We start from the raw sequence: 17,818 nt of genomic DNA, 5'->3' as shown, positions 1-17,818 counted from the left end.
CACTAAAGTAATGTGGGAGTTTGAGACTAAAAGGCGGTATTAAATTAATGAAGTTGTGCTTCGTCATTAACCATAAACCTCTATAGCTGTTCGTTTCAATGCTGCCGAATTTAGTGCCTTTTTTTAAACCTCCTTATGATACGTATGCGCAAGGTGTTGACCTCACCCCTTTACGATCTACAGCGACTTTTTCTGAGTTATTAGAGTCACCACATTTTATCGACCACATAACTCGCTTTAGCTTAGAGAGAGGCGTAACGAAATCAAGGGCTCAAGCCTCCGTGTGGCATATGTATTACACCTTCAATATTTTTCCAAGCATCATCGTGAGCCATTCATTATTGCTAACCCCCTTGCCACTAAAGCTTTGCGAATTGAGCTACAACCCTGAGCAGCTCAGCATTTTGCTGCCGCATCAAGGTAAAGCACTTAAAAACAGTGACACAGAAACACGCTATCACGACTTATTGTTCAATCACTTATCACCGCTTCACGACCTGCTACACCAAGCTTTTGGCGTAAAAGAGCGGACGTTATGGAGTAATTGCTTTTATCGCTTGAATGACTTTTTCGACATTATGATGGGGCTTGTGGGTACGCATCCAACATTGCTTCAAGATAAACAAATACTGACTACATCCGCCCACTTAGGGGCGCTAAAGAATCCGCTTAAGTTTGCCGAAATAACCGCACATGATCCGAGTGGCAAATATCAAATCCGCCCTGAATGCTGCCTTCTCCACGACCGAGAAAATGGCAATTACTGCCGCGACTGTCCCAAACACAAGCACAATATGGTGCAAAGAAAAGCCGCGCTAAGTAACCTAAGCAAACTGAGGAAAAACGTCTCGATAGAATGAAGCTTTCTCAGCCATCACTAACGCAGCCCGCTTATGAGGAAAGTCAAACTCAAACTGGCTATGATAACCAAGCTCTGCAATGCGAGTGAGTAGCCGCGTATTATCATGGCGAGGCTCTAGCACAATACGCTGAGTATCTTCATGCCCTAAATAAATAAGGTGACTCAAACTGGTCATCCAAGCACGAAAATTTTCGGGACCTCTACATGATTGCTCGCCAACTAATAAATGGACGCCTCTATCTTTGGGCTGCCACTCATAATATCCCGCTAACTTATCTAACTCAGCCCAATAAACTTCAACATAGCCAAATGGCTGCTCATCAAAATACATGACGAGCGGCAAACTAAAGTTGTCTGCTAAACGTTCGCTGAGATACTGCCACTGCTTTTCTTCTGACCACGCCTGCTGCCAAAAATGTGCAACTCGAGGATCGTTCATCCACTGACAAAATAGTGGTAAATCCGCTTTTGAGATCAGCTTAAAGCGCACAGTCTTATTGAGCTGCGGGTTGTGATACGAGGCAAGCTCTGTACCTTGCAGCGCGGTTTTGTCGGTACAAGGGAATTGCTGCCACAAAGGGTGAATTGAATACATACTTTTCCACTTAAATTACACAAACGACTGTCATTGAAGCGACAAAGCCCGTTTGAAAGATTTAGTAACCGAGTCATGAGGTTACATGCACTCTGTTTAGTAGACGGTGACTAAGGGAATTAATTTAAGGAAAGCGCGATTTGTAGGCACTCTAGTTCATTTTTTTCTGATACATGTGTTTGTCTGCTCGAGAGAATAAACTGGTCATGCTTTCAAACTTACTGTCGCTCTTGGCAAATCCCGCAGAAAAACCACACTTGGGGAGCTTTTTCTTTTTTAACGCCTGATAGAAATTAGCCTCACTTTGAAAAATAAAGTCGTTTACTGCTTCTTCATTATCTCGTTGTACAATAGCCAGAAACTCATCGCCGCCATAGCGCCCAATAATATCATCTTCGCTACTTGCGGCTTTCAAGGCTTCAGCCAAACTTTGTAACACCTGATCTCCAACTTCATGACCATAGCTGTCATTTATCGGTTTAAAACCATCTAAATCAAGAAAGACACAGTAAAGCGCACCACCCAGTTTTAAGGCAATATCACGCTTATGTTCACCGAGTATTTCAGTCGCGCGGCGATTTAGTACTTCAGTCAACGGATCTTGCATCGCTATCGCTTTGATTTTGCTATAGCGCTCAATCATCACCAAATCGTCTTCTAGCATATCGCGTAAGTGCTCTATAAATTCAACCAACGAAGCGTTGTAATTTGTAGGCTTAAAATCCATCACACACAATGTGCCAAACGATTTTCCATTGGGCCAGTGGATTGGTACACCCAAATAAGACTCAAACCCATCATTGGCAACCTCAGGGTTATCGTCCCATTGATAGTTTACGCTGGCGTGCTGCTCATATAGATTGCGATTATTAGCGACAACATGCTTACAAAAGATATTGGTTTCTTGCGGTATAAAACCACCTGCAGGATACGGGTTTTCTTCTTGGTCACTTGCAATCATCACTGCAAAACCGTCTTCTTTTTTTTGTACCACAAACGCAGCAGGCGCCGAAAAAATCTTCGCCATCAAATCGACTGTTTTTTGCCATTTTAATAATGTTTGTTGTGAGGCTTCTGGTTTGAGCAAGTCAGCATACGGCACAGTAATACCATTTAATTCAATTACATTTTATCTAAACAGTATAGCGGACAGCTGAAGAGTGGATGAATTATTGTTTCAAAGGAAAACGGTGTGGGCAACACGCTGACAGGTGCGTCAGCGTGTATTGGGAGGTTACGGCTTTAATGCTACTTTTCTATCGTTGTAATAGGCAATCAAATCATCAACGGTTTGCTGACAATACTCACGGATCCCAGAAACTAACATGTGCTTTTCACCATAACCGACTTTAGTGCCGTTCGACAGCAAGTTAAAACGCAGGTTGATTTTGCCACGTTTGCCTTCATAGCTAAACTCAGGTTTAGCCGCTTCCAATGTTACTTCCGTTACCGATATATCATCCATATGAATAGACATAGATTCGTATATCACCATTGGCCTTGCTGGGTTTATCATTACCTCTTGCTCACCCATCAATGGGATGATCACATGAGGAAAGGTAGTGCCTGAAAATTCTACGTAATTTCTCGTCAAACTATTGATGAGCGTTGGGCACGTGCTGGTTTCGCCAGCGCGCGACACGGACAGCATCACTTTATCATTTGCGGTAATATCAAATTGTGCAGCACCTTCTGGCAATTTAAGGGTTGTTGTTTCATCAACCATGCCCACGAAGCTAAACTCCATATTCTCGCTTAAGCCGTAGTGCTTTAACACTAAGGAGAAAAGTAGATCACCCGGTACACAAAACTTCTTTGCATCGATGTCGTGCAGTGGGTTGTAGTCGTCCGCGACTCCTTTTGCAAATAAACTCCCCTGCTCTCTGGTAATGGTGATCTCATTTGCTTGTTGTTGATAATACGGCTCTAACATCGCTACTTTTCTCTAACCTCTATGATAAAACTGCGCCATGTTACCAGAATTTTCTGAAATAGAGGTCATATCTGTTACGATAATCTGTTAACAAATATTACATTGACCGGACTTGGCACTAAAAGTTAGCGAAGTTATTGAAAACAATACCTCGCTAACCTCTGTTTAGAGTTAAGTTACATTAACCCTTGTAATGGCTCAGCGCCCCACGTAAAGAGTAACAAAGCTGAAAGTGCAATAAAGATAAGGTATGCAACAACACCCGATTTCATGACAGGCGTGCTGACTGCATGTTCTTGCTTACCAGTAACTAATGTCTTTACTAGGTTTTGACCTTTTAGGCGATACACCACAATAGCAAATATATGCAGTGCAATGGCCGCAATTAACAGCTCAATATTGGTGTGATGTATATCACCTGCTAATTCAACTAAGTCGTAAGATACATATTGTGCAAGTGGGCCTTCCACCAAAATATCATCTGTTGTCATCAAGCCAGAAACAAGCTGGACAAGGATCAGCACAAAAAATAGCAGCACCATCAAACTTCCCGCAGGATTATGTCCTACATGGCTTTGTTTTGATTTAATGGCCGATAAAATTGCTTTAGGTGAATGAAATAACGCGCTTAATTTAGCGGTTTGGCTACCAATGACACCCCAAATTAATCGCGCTGCCATCAGTGCTAACAATAAATAGCCAGTAACAAAGTGAAGATCCATCATGCCTTCTTCACCGGTAATATATAAGGTTACTAGTCCTGCTACGAGCAGCCAGTGAAACCCGCGGATAAATCCATCCCACACTTTGGTCATCGTTTATTTGCCCCATAGGTAAAAATCATTGCAATGATGACAGGTTATAAAACTCAGCACAAAGAGTTAAGGTTAAATAACCGCTTATCTTGATTTGGCAGCGCATTTTGAATGCTAATTAAGCACAATGTTCTATAGTAAACTGGTATTTGCTTTGCGGGGTTGGAGCGATAATGAAATATTTACTGCTAATGCTGCTGTTATTTGGTGCGTGCTGCAACGCAAAAATATTGCTGATCTCGAATGAACCTGCCGATGAGCAAAGACTTTTTAGCAAACAAGCCCATAGTTTAGAGTCAGATACCAACAACTTGCTTTTAAACCAGTTTGGCCGAGATTACTTTGACTTTAACATTGTCACCCCAACCAAGCTTAACCAATTACTAGCAAGCGAAGAGCCTGTGTGCGCGGTGTCTCGTCTAAAAACCCCAAGTCGCCAGCAAGCCTTCTTGTTTACCATCCCCATCCACCTATATCCGAGCCATAGATTATATTACTTCAAACAGCACACCCCGATGGATGCCAGCCTTGTGAACGCCACGGGTAAGCTAAAGTCGCTTGCGAGTTTAATGGCTTACTATCCACAGACCACTATCATCAAAGAGGTCGGCAAATCTTATGGCAATACCATTGACTCTGCATTAGCGCTACTTGAACCCAAAAATGTTGCCATTAGACCGTATAAAACCTCAGCACAAACCATTATGGAGCAGTTTAGTGCAGGTAAAGTCGACTTTATATTAGCCTACCCCGCTATTTTTCAGCAAAGCTTTCCAAAGGACAAAGCCCATCTAGTGGGCTCATTACCGATTGCAAATAACCTCCCTCATCTTGAAGGCCATATTGCTTGTAGCCACACCCAAGAAACACGAGCATTTATCGACAAGGCCAACCAGATGATCCGTGCACTATATTCCACCAGTACCTACCTAACCACACACTTAAAATATCTCCCCAAGCAAGATCACGCATTGATCACCAGGCGGCTTGCGATGCTAAGCGCCAAATATCAACATACTCCTGCAAAATAATTTCAACTGCGGTTGCACAAGGGTCATACTTAGTCTAAATTAAATCGTACACGATTAAATCACAAGAGACTAAAAATGACGGCACTTTATCAGTTTGAAGCAAACACGTTACAAGGTCAGGCATATCACTTTACCGACTTACAAGGCAAAGCTGTCCTTATTGTTAACACGGCCAGTGAGTGTGGATTAACACCACAATATGAAGGACTCCAAGAGCTACACCAAAAATACGCGGATCAGGGACTTGTGATCATCGGCTTTCCCTGCAATCAGTTTGGTAAACAAGAACCCGGCGATGCAAAACAAATTCAAGAAGGCTGCTTAATCAACTACGGTGTTGATTTTCAGATGATGGAAAAGATTGAGGTTAATGGCGATAAAGCACACCCACTGTATCAATACCTAAAGTCCGCTCTTCCAGGGCTATTTGGTAATAAAATCAAATGGAACTTCACTAAGTTTTTATTTAACCAGCAGGGTGAACCCGTTAAGCGCTATGCCCCAATCACCAAGCCTGAACAAATAGCCAAAGATATTGAAAAGTTACTAAATGAGTCAATCTAACCCGCAGCTCAATCTCGATAACCAGATCTGTTTTCGGCTATATAGTGCATCAAGACAGGTTACACGACTCTATCAGCCGTTACTCAAAGAAGTTGGGCTCACGTATCCGCAATACATAGTGTTATTGATTTTATGGGAGCAGGACGGACGGCTGGTGAAAGAAATAGGCGAGCGAGCTGAACTCAATAGCAACACCCTAACACCGCTCCTTAAGCGCTTAGCAGAGCGTGGCCTCGTTACCCGTAGCAAAAATCCTGATGATGAACGACAAACCTTCATTCACTTAACTCAAGCAGGTAAAATCCTCGAGCAATCATGCGCTTGTATCCCAGCACAAATGATGGCAAAAGCGGGCTTAAGTATGGAGCAAATTCAACTGTTAAGGCAGTCTCTTGATGTGTTGATGGCACAAGGAAAGCGGTAAACACGATACATTTCGGACAATAAAAAAGCCGCTACATCAGCGGCTTTTACAATACGGTCTCGCTATTATGCAATAGACGGGTACTCACGGTATGCTTTTTCAAGCTTTTTAGCTTGCTTTTTAGATACACCAATATGCTCTAGTGCCACTCTTAAACGCGCACGAGAAAGGTCAGACCCTAACACTTCCATCGCATCTACTACTGAAGTCGATGAGGTTTTGCCTGTAATAGCAACGAAGATAGGCTCTAAGAACTCTTTGATCTTTAACTCATGGTGTGTCGCCACAGCCTTTGCAATAGAGAAGATCTCAGACTTGTTCCACGTACGCAGCTTTTCCAATTCCCAAATAAAGAACTGCAGAGCTTGACGAACCACTTCTTCGTCCGCTTTACCAGCCGTTAATAACGCTGGATCGTATTCAGGTAAGCCCGCCACAAAGTGGCCTGCTAGCCCCACCAAATCAGATAGCGTGTTGATACGCGCCTTGGCTTCAGGAAGTACGCGAGCCAACATATCACCGTTAAACTTCCAGTCGACAAAGCGCTGGATAAGTTCTGCATCGGTTAGGTTTTCGCGGATCCACAGACCGTTTAACCAGTTAAGCTTGTCAATATCAAAGATAGGTCCACCAAGCGATACGCGCTTCATATCAAAGTGTTCAATCATCTCAGCCAAAGTGAACTTTTCACGCTCATCCGGCATTGACCAACCCATACGACCTAAATAGTTAAGTAGTGCTTCTGGTAAGAAACCCATTTCTTTGTAGTAGTTAATTGAAGTTGGGTTTTTACGCTTTGACAGCTTAGACTTATCAGGGTTACGAAGTAGCGGTAGGTGACCAAGTACAGGTGCTTCCCAGCCGAAGTCTTCGTACAATTTTAGTAGTTTAGGCGCAGAGTTGATCCACTCTTCACCACGGAAGATATGGCTAATCTCCATGTGATGGTCATCTACTACGTTTGCAAGGAAGTAAGTTGGGAAGCCGTCGGCTTTCAACAAAACTTGCATGTCTACGTTTTCCCATGGGATCTCAATTTCACCGCGTAGGTAATCGTTAAACTTAAACGTGCCTTCTTCTGGGATTTTCATGCGAATTACGTAAGGCTTGCCAGCTTCAAGGTTTGCCTTTACTTGTTCTTCAGATAAACGTAAGCCACGGCCGTCATATTTAGGGCGTAAGCCTTCTGCCATCTGCTCTTCACGCATTTGGTCTAGCTCTTCAGCCGTCGCAAAGCAGTAAAACGCTTTACCATCATCTACAAGCTGCTGTGCAAACTTTTTGTATAAGTCAGAACGCTCTGATTGACGGTATGGACCAAACTCGCCACCCACATCCGGACCATGATCCCAGTCAAGCCCTAACCAACGTAGGCTGTCCATGATAGCTTGCTCAGATTCAACAGTACTACGTACCTGATCGGTATCTTCAATTCGTAATACAAACTCACCACCTTGCTGCTTGGCAAAGCAATAGTTGAATAAGGCAATATAAGCCGTTCCTAAATGCGGATCACCTGTTGGAGAGGGTGCGACACGAGTACGGATAGTCATCAAAATTCTCTTAAAAATGGATTAGTCGATTAATGGCGCTATGCTAGCATAGCGCCTGATTAGCGCATAGTAAGGCGCGTGAATTAAGCTGCTTTTTCCAGCTTTTCTAGATAAGCAACAATATCATTGGATTCGTACAGCCAAGTGACTTCGCCTTGCTCTTCGATTCGCAAGCATGGCACCTTCACTTTACCACCCTGCTCTAGCAACTCTTGGCGATATTGCTCATCATTTTTGGCATCACGGGTTTCGAGCTTAAGCCCTTCACGCTTGGCAGCGCGGCGCACTTTAACGCAAAATGGACATGCCTTAAATTGGTATAACTTTAAGTTTGCCGTCATAGCATCTAGCTTTTGCTGTTGTTCTGCGGCACGTTTTTTACTGCGCGGGGTAAAAATAAAATCAAAAAGTAAAATCAGACGTCCTAAAAACCATCTTACAAATTGCATAACGTTTCCCAAACCTTTTGCTAAATTCGCTAAAAAATAGGTTGGGGAGTTTAGCATAATCTTTAAGCGCTATATATAAGCGGAGCTTAAAACAACTCTATTTCTGCACATGCGTATTGTGATTCAGCTAACCCTAAAGCGAGGTAGTTGGTAACTTGGTTTCTGCCATTTTCTTTTGAGTGATAAAGCGCAAGATCGGCTTTATGAACTTGCTCAGAAACTTGTAGTGTATCGACCACTTCAGTAAAACCTAGGCTCACAGAAACATGCTCTACTTGCGGAAATCGGCTGGAAGCAATTGTACTTCTCAAGCGCTCAAGTGCTACTGCAGCAGAGTCATCATTGCGACTTTGAAATAGCACCGCAAACTCCTCTCCGCCGTAGCGAAACACATAGTCTTCTGCTCTAAAGTTAGCTTTGATCTTTTGCGCTACCAACAGGATCACTTCATCGCCAATCACATGACCAAAATTGTCGTTTACCTGTTTAAAGTGATCGATATCTACCATCGCTAAATACCACTTGCGGTCTTCACTGTCATCACGGCATACCGTAAACCCGTCCCCATTGGTTATTTCCATGACTTTTTCATCAAACGTTTGGCGATTGAGTAGCTCGGAAAGCGGATCGATACGAGCAAAGTGCAATGTTGCCATTTGATGCGCAAAAACAGTGAGTAAGTGCTTCATTAAAGTCGCAGTGGTGAGATTTACTTGACCTTCTATATATAAAAAACCAACGAGCTGAGCTTGGTGATAAAACGGGATAACACTATCGCCGTGGTATTGAATGAGGTGTTTGTCATCTTGGCGCTGCTGTAATTTATCTACCACGGCATCTACCGGTCCCACCACAACACAAAAGTCGCGATGGCTCACAAATATAGATTTTGGGACTTCTTTTTCCGATAAGCTTTTACTGAAATAAAATGCATAGCTTTCCCCACAAACATCGGAGATAACCCGCTCAAGGGCCTGCATTAGCACCAGTTCACTCTTTTGCGCCAAGAGCTCTAAAGTAAGTTCGTGACCACAGGGTGAATAGCTAATCGACATTCAAGGCCTCTCAATAAAGTTGACTCTTGATAAGTGTAGAACAGCCTTCTGAATTTACAGTAATTTATAGGCTAATTTAATACTTCTTGTTGGCTATGTTGATTTAAGAGCACCAAATTATCGCGATGGATGATCTCCTCTGCACTTTCAAAGCCAAGGCATTGCGCAAATTCACTACTATGACGGCCAATTACCAAACCAAGTTCTTGATTACTTAAGCTAGTTAAACCTTGTGCTTGTAGCGTGCCTTGTTGGCAAAACACTTGAACCAGCTCACCACGTTTAAATTGCCCTTCAATCGACACGATACCTTTTGCTAGTAAACTTGCTCCTTGATTACATACCGCATTGATTGCGCCACTATCACAAATTATTTTACCGGTTGATTTAGGGCCAGACAGCAACCAGCGCTTGCGCCCTCCAACCGGAGCGTCAAACTTCAAAAACGTCGTGCTTGGTGCGGTTTGCGTAAGTACTTGCGGTAAAATGTCGTATTCACTGCCTTTTGCAATCACGACATCAACGCCTGCTCGTTGTGCGATGTCGGCGGCTTGCAACTTAGTCGCCATACCACCCGTGCCAAGTTGTGTGCCACTACCACCAGCAAGAGCTCTAAGTTCGTCGTTTATATGTGTTACTTGCTCTATCAACTGCGCATCTGGATTGGCTCTGGGATCTGCGGTAAAAAGACCATGCTGATCGGTGAGTAATACCAATTTATCGGCATTTGCTAAAATTGCGACGTAAGCCGAGAGGTTATCGTTATCGCCAACTTTGATTTCAGACGTTGCCACCGCATCGTTTTCGTTGATGATCGGCACGACATGATGCTCTAAAAGCTTAGTGAGCATGTCCCGTGCCGTTAGATAACGTTCGCGGTGCTCAAGATCGGCTCGTGTCAGTAGCATTTGTGCCACATTAACGTCGTAAATACTAAACAATGACTGCCATAAATGGATTAATTGACCTTGCCCAATCGCAGCTAACATCTGTTTTTCAGCGAGCGAATGACCAATTTGTTGCTGCAATACACCGCGCCCAGCAGCAACAGCACCGCTAGATACAACAATGACCTGATGACCAGCTTGACGCAACGTTACACACTGCCTTACCAGCTCAACAAGTCTGGGCTTGTTTAAGGTCTGGCTGCCTGCAGTTAAGACACTTGTGCCGAGCTTGATAACAATGGTTTGTTTATTGTTTTTGGTCATAGTATTTGTTGGTTTTTACAGCGATAGAGCTTCGTTATACCACGGACCTTTCCCCCTCCCAAGTAATAATACCAATTGCATTAACTCTCCAACCAATTTGAAGGGTGAAATACCATATTAGCGTCGTTAAAAATTTCTCTTTTAGAACAACTAAATAGCAAAATTTTTGCCTTGCCTATACGGATATAGGTACCTTGGCGGTAGCAGGACGCGAGAGCGGAGCTACTAAAGCTATTCCTCCGCTTCAAATAGCTTATTTAATTAATACAATTGGTATAAACTCATGAATTTTATTTCTAACTCAGAGTGAATTGGTATAATCCACCGCACTGATTTCGATCAAGGCTTTTTTGCACCGCGTGTGAGAGAGTGTTCACCATTCAATGAAAGAATAATTAGCTGAGTTCAGAATGAAAAAACACAAAAAGAACAAAGAGATTATGATGCTACCTTTGCTGTTTGTAGTGATCTTAATGTGTGTGGGTGGCCATTTTATTTTGCAACCTAGCTACAAAGACAGCCACATTGTCGAATACTCTCTAGCTGCACTGCCGTTTTTAATGTTTGCCGTCGTGATTGTCGCTATCAAAATAGCCATAAAAGCAGATAACGATGAAAACAATGAGGGTGAGGGCTAAAGTATCCCTCACATTGGTTATAGAGGATGATAACCAAACCACAAAGGGGTAAGCGGTGTTGATTGGCCACTGTGGGTGAGCTTGATATTTAAGTTTTGATCAAATAAATCGATGGCAAAACAGTCATCTACATCATGTAAATCGTCTTTATGAATATGGCTAAAACCGTTAAGCAAAAACGCTTTTGCCTTCTCTTTTGCTTCATCGGCATTCGTTGCAACGAACAGCCCAAAGTCATGCGCCTCAGCTAAACTATCTGGCTTATATCCTCCCAAGTTCACAAAATACAAATGCTCAGCTTGCTCAACACGCTCTTCGGTAAGTTCAATGGCATAGCCATCGGCATGTTCAATGATTGTGTAGCTATCCATATGCACCGAGTTTTTATCACCAACCCATTGCTGCTTTAATTTGGGATAAGCTTCTTCAATTGTATTTGCCGCGACAAAGCGCACATCATGCATTTCAATATGGCAACCTTGAATACGGCCGCCTAGGTATACAACAAACAACTTCACTTTGACACTCCACTCCTTTAAAACCCAAGTATACTCTCAACGCAAAGACTTGGCTTTATTGAGTTAGATGATTATTCTGAATAAATACTCTCAGTGAAGGACAATATAATGAAAAAAACATTCCTCGCGCTTTTGGCTAGCTTTAGCCTGTCAACAACAGCTCAAGTAACCTTAATTCACAATGTAAATGGCTATACGCCCACTAAATCGCAGCAAATTGAGCGCTTTTCTTCTTTGGTAATTAAAGACGGTAAAGTCGTAAAAACAAGTGCAAAGGATCTGAGTACCCAATACCCGAGTGCAACCAAATTTGATGGTGAGGGAAAAACCCTATTACCTGGTTTAATTGATGCGCACGGTCATATCATTGGCCTTGGCAATAATTTACTCACACTCGACGTGCGCGGTAGCAAAACCATTGCAGAAGTAGGAAAACGGCTTAGCCACTACGCAAAAGCCCATGAAGGTGAATGGATAATAGGTCGAGGCTGGGATCAAACCTTATGGCCTGGCGGACAATTCCCAACCGCAGCCGATCTCGACAAATACGTAAAAGATAAGCCCGTCATGCTCACTCGAGTAGATGGTCACGCTATTTGGGTAAACTCAAAAGCGATGGCGCTTGCAAACATTTCGAAATCAACAAAGACACCGGAAGGCGGTGAAATCATTACACTGAATAGCGGTATGCCGAGCGGGATCTTTATCGACAAGGCAGAAGACCTTATTCGCACTCATGTCCCAGCTCAGTCGGATGCACAAGTAAACAAGGCGCTTAATAAAGCTGGAGAACACTTGCTGAGTTTAGGCATTACCTCAGCTCATGATGCTGGGATTGACCACACCACGTGGCAGGTTTACCAAGCACGCGCCAAGGAACACTCAATGCCTCTGCGCGTCTACGCTATGCTCAGTGCAAGCTCCCCCAAACTCGCAGAGATGTTGGACGTCGGAGTGATCAAAGATACACGAGATCAACTCTCTATTCGTAGTGTAAAAATCTATGCTGATGGTGCACTTGGCAGCCGAGGCGCGGCACTTATTCGCGACTATCATGACCGCAAAGGCCACAAAGGGTTAATGCTCGAAAACCAAGCGACGCTTGAAGCATTGATCACCCAAGCCATACGCAGCGGCTACAGTGCACACACTCACGCCATTGGCGATAGAGCGAATCGCATCGTGCTAGACTCATATCAACACGTTTTTAAAAAAGCAGGTGGTAGACTGCTCAGAAATCGCATTGAGCACGCACAGATTGTCCATCCGGATGATATCCCCCGCTTTAAGACGCTAGATATTATTCCATCAATGCAGCCTGTTCATGCCACATCTGATATGCATATGGCCGAAAAGCGCCTAGACGACAAACAGCTTAGCGGCGCTTACGCATGGCAAACATTCTTAAAGCAAGGAAGTAGAGTGGCGGCGGGTTCTGACTTTCCAGTGGAGCTCGCAAACCCTTTCCATGGTCTGCATGCCGCTATCACCAGACAAGACCATCAAGATTTACCCAAGGATGGCTGGCGCCCAACAGAAAAGCTAACCAGAGAACAAGCACTCCAAGCATTTACTGTTGATGCTGCGTATGCCGCATTTCAAGAGTATAAACTGGGAAGTTTAGAACAAGGAAAGTGGGCCGATTTTATCTTAATAGACCAAGATTACTTTACCGTAAGCGAAGATAAAATTGATGATATTAAAGTCGAGCAGACCTGGATTGCAGGTGAACTTAAATATCAGCGTTGATCTTTTTGTAATTTCACCAAGTGGTAGGTGTTAACTAGTGCCAGTAGACCATTAGTTAACGCCACCGGCCAAGCTTGGATAAGTGCACCATAGGCGGTAAAACAAATACAGCCCATTAAATTGAACCAACGCAACTTAGCAACATCGCTCATCATCAAAGAAACGACCAAAAAAGCAGAGGCTAAATAGCCTAAATATTCCCAACTCATTTGTCCTCTCCCCTAAGTTGCGTTAGCATATAGTTTATGCTCGAATTTACGTATCGAGCAGAATAAAAAGGCTAACCCACAAGCCCCTAGAAATTAGCACCAATAAATTAGCTCTAACACGGGAAGTGGGGGTTTAATGGTAATATCGTTTATTAAATTCTTCGCCACAGCGCTGAGATAAAACCGATACTACTTAAACGGTGTGAGTTAGCGTAAAACTGAAAAATTCATGCTAACGTCATTATAGTTTAATAAATAGGACATTTGTCCGAAGAGCCATCTAGATGTTTCAATATCATTTTTCAACCAATTTGGTAGAACAGTTACTCGCTTTTGCTGGTAATAGTTTTCAGCACAGCAAAAAAGAAGTCTTGATCCACCAAGATGAACCATTGAGTAAACTCATATTGGTGACCAGTGGCACTGTGTCTTTTAGTTATGATGTCGGTAACGGTCGCCGTCTATTACTCGGACAACTGGACTGTAACAACACGCTAATTGGCGAAATCGAAGCGCTGAATCATCAGCCTTGTATTTATACCGTGACTTGCTTGAGCGATGTAACCTATCACCTCATTGAGCTAAAATATTGGCGAAAATTACTGCTTGAGCAGCCGGAGCTGAGCCTATATACCGCGCAAACCATCGCTGCTAAGTTTACTGAAAACCAAAAGATAAACTTAGACAAGTTGCTGTTGCCGCTGAGCTACAACATTGCTAAAGACTGCTTATTACGTGCCGAGAATTCGAATCCAACATTACTTCGTGCCTATTCAACGGTAAGTGCTGAAGCCGAAAGATTTGCGACCACTGAGCGTGCATATCGTCGGGTGGTAAGTGAATTGGTAGAAAAGGGCTTGATAGTACGTAGTAGTGAAGGCTTAAAGCCAGTCGATGTTGACGCGCTTGAGGATTTTGTTGATAGCTTCGCGCAAGCTTAATTTTTCGCGGTTAGAATAACTAGGGCGAGTACTTTCTCGCCCTTGAGTACTGATTAACTTATTTTGCAAATAGGTGTTTAATATTTGCTAAGTCAGACTTTCCTTCCACTAATTCTTCCGGTGTTAAACCTGACAGCTCGTGAGGGAATACCAACCACTCATCAGACTCATGAATAAAATAATCTGGTGTCATTGGTACTTTTTTGTTTGCTGGCTTGTAGTATGGGCAAGCAACACGAATATCGCGAGGCAGGTTCAAGCGCATTAGCTCTGCAAGCTTTTCTTTCAACGCAAAGATACTGCGGCCAGAATCAAACACGTCATCAACGATTAGCAATGAATCGTCAGCGTTTGCATTTTCCACAATGTAATGCAAACCGTGAACTTTGATTTCTTTAGATTGCTTACCAATGCCATAGTAAGAAGAAGTACGTACTGCGATATGATCAGTCTCTATACCTTTGTAATCGTAGTATTCTTGAACTGCGATACCAATAGGCGCACCACCACGCCAAATACCGATAATAAAGTCAGGTCTAAACCCGTCTTCATAAACTTTAGCGGCTAAGCGAAATGAATCTTCTAGCAATTGTTGCGCTGTGATATAGCACTTATCTGACATAAATACCCCGTTAGGAAGCCCGTGTGATGGTGACAAGCAGCAAGCGCTGCCAATTGATACCAATTACAATTGTTTGCAAACCATAGGCACTTGTGTGATTGGTATAACCGAATATTTTAACGTAAAGCGCAATAAAATGCTGCAATAATAGTGTCTTTTTATTTTCATTTTTTGATTTGAGGAGCCATATTCTAAAGTTAAGGATCGCCGGGTGAACCGGCTCCTACGCAAAGTTCAATGGGTGAACAGACACCTACACGGAGTGGTTAATTTGGTGGCAGCGAGTTTACCTCGCGATGGTTTTCAACAGATAAAAATAAGGCCGCGGTGGGCGGCCTGTATCGGTTATTCTTCGGTATCTACGCTGGCGTCATTGTCTTCTGGTGTCTCAACACCATTGTGCTCCAGATCATAGCTATCTACGCGCTGTAATCCGCGCGGTAACTTATTACCTCTGCGCCCTCGCTCACCGTAATAGTGCTCTAAATCACTCGGCTTTAAGGTTAGCTTGCGCTTACCTGCATGTAAGGTAACAGAAACGCCTTCAGGTACTACCGCTAACACTTTGACAAACTCTTCGCGGCTTTGCACTTTCGCGCTAGGGATAGAGATAATCTTATTCCCCTTACCTTTACCAAGCTTAGGTAAATCACGTAATGGGAATAGCAGCATTCTGCCTTCGCTCGAAATCGCCATACACATATCGGTGGCAACATCAAATACCTGGATAGGAGCCATCAAATGCGCACCTTTTGGCACGCTAACGAACGCTTTACCATTTTTGTTTTTGCTCACCATATCAGCAAAGTCACTGATAAAACCGTAACCGCCATCGGTCGCCATCAGATAAGTCGATTTCTCTTCGCCCATGACCACATGTTCAAAGTTACATCCTGACGCTAAGTTAAAGCGTCCCGTCATCGGTTCACCCTGACTCCGGGCTGAAGGTAAGCTATGCGCATCGGTTGCAAAGGCTCGCCCTGAAGTATCTAAGAACACCGCAGGCTGATTACTCTTGCCTTTCGCAGAGGCTTTATAACAGTCTCCTGAGCGGTAGCTTAGCCCTTCGGCATCGATATCATGGCCCTTTGCAAAACGCGCCCAGCCTTTTTCAGATAGCACAATAGTTACAGACTCTGATGGGATCAAATCTTTTTCGCTAAGCGCTTTGGCTTCACCACGCTCAACTACCGGTGAGCGTCTATCATCGCCATACAATTCAGCAGCTTCTTGGATTTCTTTTTTCATCAACGTCGACATACGACGCTCAGAGCCTAAGGTTTTTTCCAATCCATCACGCTCTTTTTCAAGCTCATCCTGCTCACCACGGATCTTCATTTCTTCAAGCTTTGCAAGGTGGCGTAATTTCAGGTCTAGAATTGCTTCTGCCTGCTTATCTGAAAGACCAAAACGCGCTATTAACTCTTCTTTTGGTTTGTCTTCGTTGCGAATGATTTCGATGACTTCATCGATATTCAAAAATGCAATCATCAAACCTTCAAGAATATGCAAACGCGCAAGCACTTTGTCTAAACGATACTGCAAACGTCTACGCACCGTTTCACGACGGAATACTAACCACTCAGATAAAATCTGACGCAAGTCTTTAACTTGTGGACGCCCGTCTAAACCAATCATATTGATGTTAACACGGTAGTTCTTTTCAAGATCCGTCGTGGCAAATAGGTGCGCCATTAATGGCTCGACCTTAACTCGATTTGAGCGCGGTACGATGACGATACGCGTCGGATTTTCATGATCCGATTCGTCACGTAAATCCGCTACCATAGGGAGTTTCTTCGCTGTCATTTGTGCTGCTATCTGCTCTAGCACCTTGGCACCCGAACATTGATGTGGCAACGCGGTGATCACCACTTCGCCTTGCTCTTCGGTGTACACAGCACGCATCTTGATTGAGCCACGACCTGTGGTGTAAAGCTTTTTGATCTCTTCTTGCGGCGTAATGATTTCCGCATCGGTTGGATAGTCTGGCGCTTTGACCAATTCTAGAATTTCTTCTAGTTCGGTTTTAGGCTTATCCAATAACAAACAACAAGCTTCAGCAACTTCACGTACGTTATGCGGCGGAATATCGGTTGCCATCCCCACCGCAATACCCGTCACCCCATTCAGCAAGATATGTGGTAAACGCGCGGGTAACACTTGCGGCTCATCTAAGGTGCCATCAAAGTTAGCGGTCCAATCGACCGTACCTTGGCCAAGCTCTTTCAGCAGTACTTCTGAGAACTTAGATAAACGCGCCTCAGTATAACGCATCGCAGCAAATGATTTAGGATCATCCGCAGCACCCCAGTTACCTTGGCCATCCACCAGCGGATAGCGATAAGAAAACGGCTGCGCCATGAGTACCATGGCCTCATAACAAGCACTGTCGCCATGAGGGTGATATTTACCCAATACGTCACCAACGGTACGGGCAGATTTTTTGTATTTTGCTTGAGCAGATAAGCCCAGCTCACTCATCGCATATACAATACGACGTTGTACAGGCTTCAGGCCGTCACCAATATGTGGTAACGCCCTATCCATGATCACATACATGGAATAGTTCAGATAGGCATCTTCAGTAAAACGCCCCATCGGAAGTTGTTCAATGCCTTGCAAGGACAAGGCTTGAGGATCTGTCAT

19 protein-coding genes are annotated in these 17,818 nt (G+C 43.7%); 7 read left to right on the top strand and 12 right to left on the bottom strand.

Annotation, left to right across the window (positions count from 1 at the left end):
* Positions 1–98: 98 nt before the first annotated feature.
* Positions 99–860, top strand: coding sequence for an IucA/IucC family C-terminal-domain containing protein (locus GSF13_RS08800; RefSeq protein ID WP_211867928.1), 762 nt, complete (start codon positions 99–101; stop codon positions 858–860).
* On the opposite strand, the gene GSF13_RS08795 is transcribed toward GSF13_RS08800, so the two are convergent.
* The 4 genes from GSF13_RS08795 to GSF13_RS08780 form a co-directional block, all read right to left on the bottom strand.
* Positions 825–1,457 carry a GNAT family N-acetyltransferase gene (locus tag GSF13_RS08795; protein WP_211867926.1) on the bottom strand — a complete coding sequence of 211 codons (633 nt, stop codon included), beginning with the start codon at positions 1,455–1,457 and terminating at the stop codon, positions 825–827. The genes GSF13_RS08800 and GSF13_RS08795 overlap by 36 nt on opposite strands.
* Positions 1,458–1,608: 151 nt before the next feature.
* Complete coding sequence (locus GSF13_RS08790; RefSeq protein ID WP_211867924.1) at positions 1,609–2,559, bottom strand: sensor domain-containing diguanylate cyclase; 951 nt, start codon at positions 2,557–2,559, stop codon at positions 1,609–1,611.
* Between the two features lie 132 nt (positions 2,560–2,691).
* A complete protein-coding gene (locus tag GSF13_RS08785) occupies positions 2,692–3,390 on the bottom strand; it encodes a DUF3581 family protein (RefSeq protein WP_211867922.1) in 699 nt (232 codons plus the stop codon).
* Positions 3,391–3,566: 176 nt separating this feature from the next.
* Positions 3,567–4,205: a cytochrome b/b6 domain-containing protein gene (locus tag GSF13_RS08780; protein ID WP_010607684.1), complete on the bottom strand. Its 639-nt coding sequence runs from the start codon at positions 4,203–4,205 to the stop codon at positions 3,567–3,569.
* 173 nt (positions 4,206–4,378) lie between these two features.
* Between GSF13_RS08780 and GSF13_RS08775 the strand changes: the two genes are divergently transcribed.
* The 3 genes from GSF13_RS08775 to GSF13_RS08765 all read left to right on the top strand — a co-directional run bounded on the left by GSF13_RS08775 (position 4,379) and on the right by GSF13_RS08765 (position 6,224).
* Entirely contained in the window at positions 4,379–5,236 is an 858-nt protein-coding gene (locus GSF13_RS08775; protein WP_010607685.1) for a transporter substrate-binding domain-containing protein, read from the top strand.
* 75 nt (positions 5,237–5,311) lie between these two features.
* Positions 5,312–5,800, top strand: coding sequence for a glutathione peroxidase (locus GSF13_RS08770; protein ID WP_211867920.1), 489 nt, complete (start codon positions 5,312–5,314; stop codon positions 5,798–5,800).
* Positions 5,787–6,224: a MarR family transcriptional regulator gene (locus tag GSF13_RS08765; protein WP_211867918.1), complete on the top strand. Its 438-nt coding sequence runs from the start codon at positions 5,787–5,789 to the stop codon at positions 6,222–6,224. The genes GSF13_RS08770 and GSF13_RS08765 overlap by 14 nt, the downstream gene beginning before the upstream one ends.
* Positions 6,225–6,289: 65 nt before the next feature.
* Here the strand turns inward: GSF13_RS08765 and gltX are convergent, their stop codons facing one another.
* The 4 genes from gltX to proB form a co-directional block, all read right to left on the bottom strand.
* Positions 6,290–7,777: a glutamate--tRNA ligase gene (gene gltX, locus GSF13_RS08760; protein WP_010607688.1), complete on the bottom strand. Its 1,488-nt coding sequence runs from the start codon at positions 7,775–7,777 to the stop codon at positions 6,290–6,292.
* 83 nt (positions 7,778–7,860) lie between these two features.
* Entirely contained in the window at positions 7,861–8,226 is a 366-nt protein-coding gene (locus tag GSF13_RS08755; RefSeq protein WP_026000901.1) for a glutaredoxin, read from the bottom strand.
* 86 nt (positions 8,227–8,312) lie between these two features.
* Positions 8,313–9,281 carry a GGDEF domain-containing protein gene (locus GSF13_RS08750; RefSeq protein ID WP_174170313.1) on the bottom strand — a complete coding sequence of 323 codons (969 nt, stop codon included), beginning with the start codon at positions 9,279–9,281 and terminating at the stop codon, positions 8,313–8,315.
* A gap of 71 nt (positions 9,282–9,352) precedes the next feature.
* A complete protein-coding gene (gene proB, locus GSF13_RS08745) occupies positions 9,353–10,492 on the bottom strand; it encodes a glutamate 5-kinase (RefSeq protein WP_102056186.1) in 1,140 nt (379 codons plus the stop codon).
* A gap of 410 nt (positions 10,493–10,902) precedes the next feature.
* On the opposite strand from proB, the gene GSF13_RS08740 reads away from it, so the two are divergent.
* A complete protein-coding gene (locus GSF13_RS08740; RefSeq protein ID WP_010379194.1) occupies positions 10,903–11,130 on the top strand; it encodes a hypothetical protein in 228 nt (75 codons plus the stop codon).
* Positions 11,131–11,147: 17 nt separating this feature from the next.
* On the opposite strand, the gene GSF13_RS08735 is transcribed toward GSF13_RS08740, so the two are convergent.
* Positions 11,148–11,648, bottom strand: coding sequence for a DUF1543 domain-containing protein (locus GSF13_RS08735; RefSeq protein ID WP_010607693.1), 501 nt, complete (start codon positions 11,646–11,648; stop codon positions 11,148–11,150).
* Positions 11,649–11,756: 108 nt separating this feature from the next.
* Here GSF13_RS08735 and GSF13_RS08730 point away from each other — a divergent pair, with 108 nt between their 5' ends.
* Complete coding sequence (locus GSF13_RS08730) at positions 11,757–13,397, top strand: amidohydrolase (RefSeq protein WP_211867916.1); 1,641 nt, start codon at positions 11,757–11,759, stop codon at positions 13,395–13,397.
* On the opposite strand, the gene GSF13_RS08725 is transcribed toward GSF13_RS08730, so the two are convergent.
* Positions 13,388–13,606 (bottom strand): YgjV family protein, encoded by a 219-nt coding sequence (locus GSF13_RS08725; protein ID WP_010379202.1) that lies wholly within the window; start codon positions 13,604–13,606, stop codon positions 13,388–13,390. The genes GSF13_RS08730 and GSF13_RS08725 overlap by 10 nt on opposite strands.
* 284 nt (positions 13,607–13,890) lie before the next feature.
* On the opposite strand from GSF13_RS08725, the gene GSF13_RS08720 reads away from it, so the two are divergent.
* Positions 13,891–14,547, top strand: a complete 657-nt coding sequence (locus GSF13_RS08720; RefSeq protein WP_010607695.1) for a Crp/Fnr family transcriptional regulator — start codon at positions 13,891–13,893, stop codon at positions 14,545–14,547.
* Between the two features lie 58 nt (positions 14,548–14,605).
* Here GSF13_RS08720 and GSF13_RS08715 read toward each other — a convergent pair whose 3' ends face one another.
* Together GSF13_RS08715 and parC are read right to left on the bottom strand one after the other, a co-directional pair.
* Positions 14,606–15,169 carry a phosphoribosyltransferase family protein gene (locus GSF13_RS08715; protein ID WP_010607696.1) on the bottom strand — a complete coding sequence of 188 codons (564 nt, stop codon included), beginning with the start codon at positions 15,167–15,169 and terminating at the stop codon, positions 14,606–14,608.
* A 345-nt stretch (positions 15,170–15,514) separates the two neighbouring features.
* The gene (gene parC, locus GSF13_RS08710) at positions 15,515–17,818 is read right to left on the bottom strand and encodes a DNA topoisomerase IV subunit A (RefSeq protein ID WP_211867914.1); all 2,304 of its coding nucleotides are present in this window, start codon (positions 17,816–17,818) and stop codon (positions 15,515–15,517) included.

The sequence above is a fragment of the Pseudoalteromonas sp. M8 genome (genome assembly GCF_018141365.1).
In the GTDB taxonomy this organism is placed as follows: domain Bacteria; phylum Pseudomonadota; class Gammaproteobacteria; order Enterobacterales; family Alteromonadaceae; genus Pseudoalteromonas.
The sequence above is the reverse complement of the archived record's forward strand: the minus strand, read 5'-3'. Positions and strand labels throughout refer to the sequence as shown.

Bases quoted from the DNA above. Each gene is read 5' to 3' on its own strand.
- GSF13_RS08755 (WP_026000901.1), bottom strand. From the start codon at position 8,226: ATGCAATTTGTAAGATGGTTTTTAGGACGTCTGATTTTACTTTTTGAT.
- GSF13_RS08795 (WP_211867926.1), bottom strand. From the start codon at position 1,457: ATGTATTCAATTCACCCTTTGTGGCAGCAATTCCCTTGTACCGACAAA.
- GSF13_RS08720 (WP_010607695.1), top strand. From the start codon at position 13,891: ATGTTTCAATATCATTTTTCAACCAATTTGGTAGAACAGTTACTCGCT.
- GSF13_RS08775 (WP_010607685.1), top strand. From the start codon at position 4,379: ATGAAATATTTACTGCTAATGCTGCTGTTATTTGGTGCGTGCTGCAAC.
- GSF13_RS08780 (WP_010607684.1), bottom strand. From the start codon at position 4,205: ATGACCAAAGTGTGGGATGGATTTATCCGCGGGTTTCACTGGCTGCTC.
- GSF13_RS08725 (WP_010379202.1), bottom strand. From the start codon at position 13,606: ATGAGTTGGGAATATTTAGGCTATTTAGCCTCTGCTTTTTTGGTCGTT.
- GSF13_RS08740 (WP_010379194.1), top strand. From the start codon at position 10,903: ATGAAAAAACACAAAAAGAACAAAGAGATTATGATGCTACCTTTGCTG.
- GSF13_RS08785 (WP_211867922.1), bottom strand. From the start codon at position 3,390: ATGTTAGAGCCGTATTATCAACAACAAGCAAATGAGATCACCATTACC.
- proB (WP_102056186.1), bottom strand. From the start codon at position 10,492: ATGACCAAAAACAATAAACAAACCATTGTTATCAAGCTCGGCACAAGT.
- GSF13_RS08800 (WP_211867928.1), top strand. From the start codon at position 99: ATGCTGCCGAATTTAGTGCCTTTTTTTAAACCTCCTTATGATACGTAT.
- GSF13_RS08765 (WP_211867918.1), top strand. From the start codon at position 5,787: ATGAGTCAATCTAACCCGCAGCTCAATCTCGATAACCAGATCTGTTTT.
- GSF13_RS08770 (WP_211867920.1), top strand. From the start codon at position 5,312: ATGACGGCACTTTATCAGTTTGAAGCAAACACGTTACAAGGTCAGGCA.
- GSF13_RS08750 (WP_174170313.1), bottom strand. From the start codon at position 9,281: ATGTCGATTAGCTATTCACCCTGTGGTCACGAACTTACTTTAGAGCTC.
- gltX (WP_010607688.1), bottom strand. From the start codon at position 7,777: ATGACTATCCGTACTCGTGTCGCACCCTCTCCAACAGGTGATCCGCAT.
- GSF13_RS08730 (WP_211867916.1), top strand. From the start codon at position 11,757: ATGAAAAAAACATTCCTCGCGCTTTTGGCTAGCTTTAGCCTGTCAACA.
- parC (WP_211867914.1), bottom strand. From the start codon at position 17,818: ATGACAGATCCTCAAGCCTTGTCCTTGCAAGGCATTGAACAACTTCCG.
- GSF13_RS08715 (WP_010607696.1), bottom strand. From the start codon at position 15,169: ATGTCAGATAAGTGCTATATCACAGCGCAACAATTGCTAGAAGATTCA.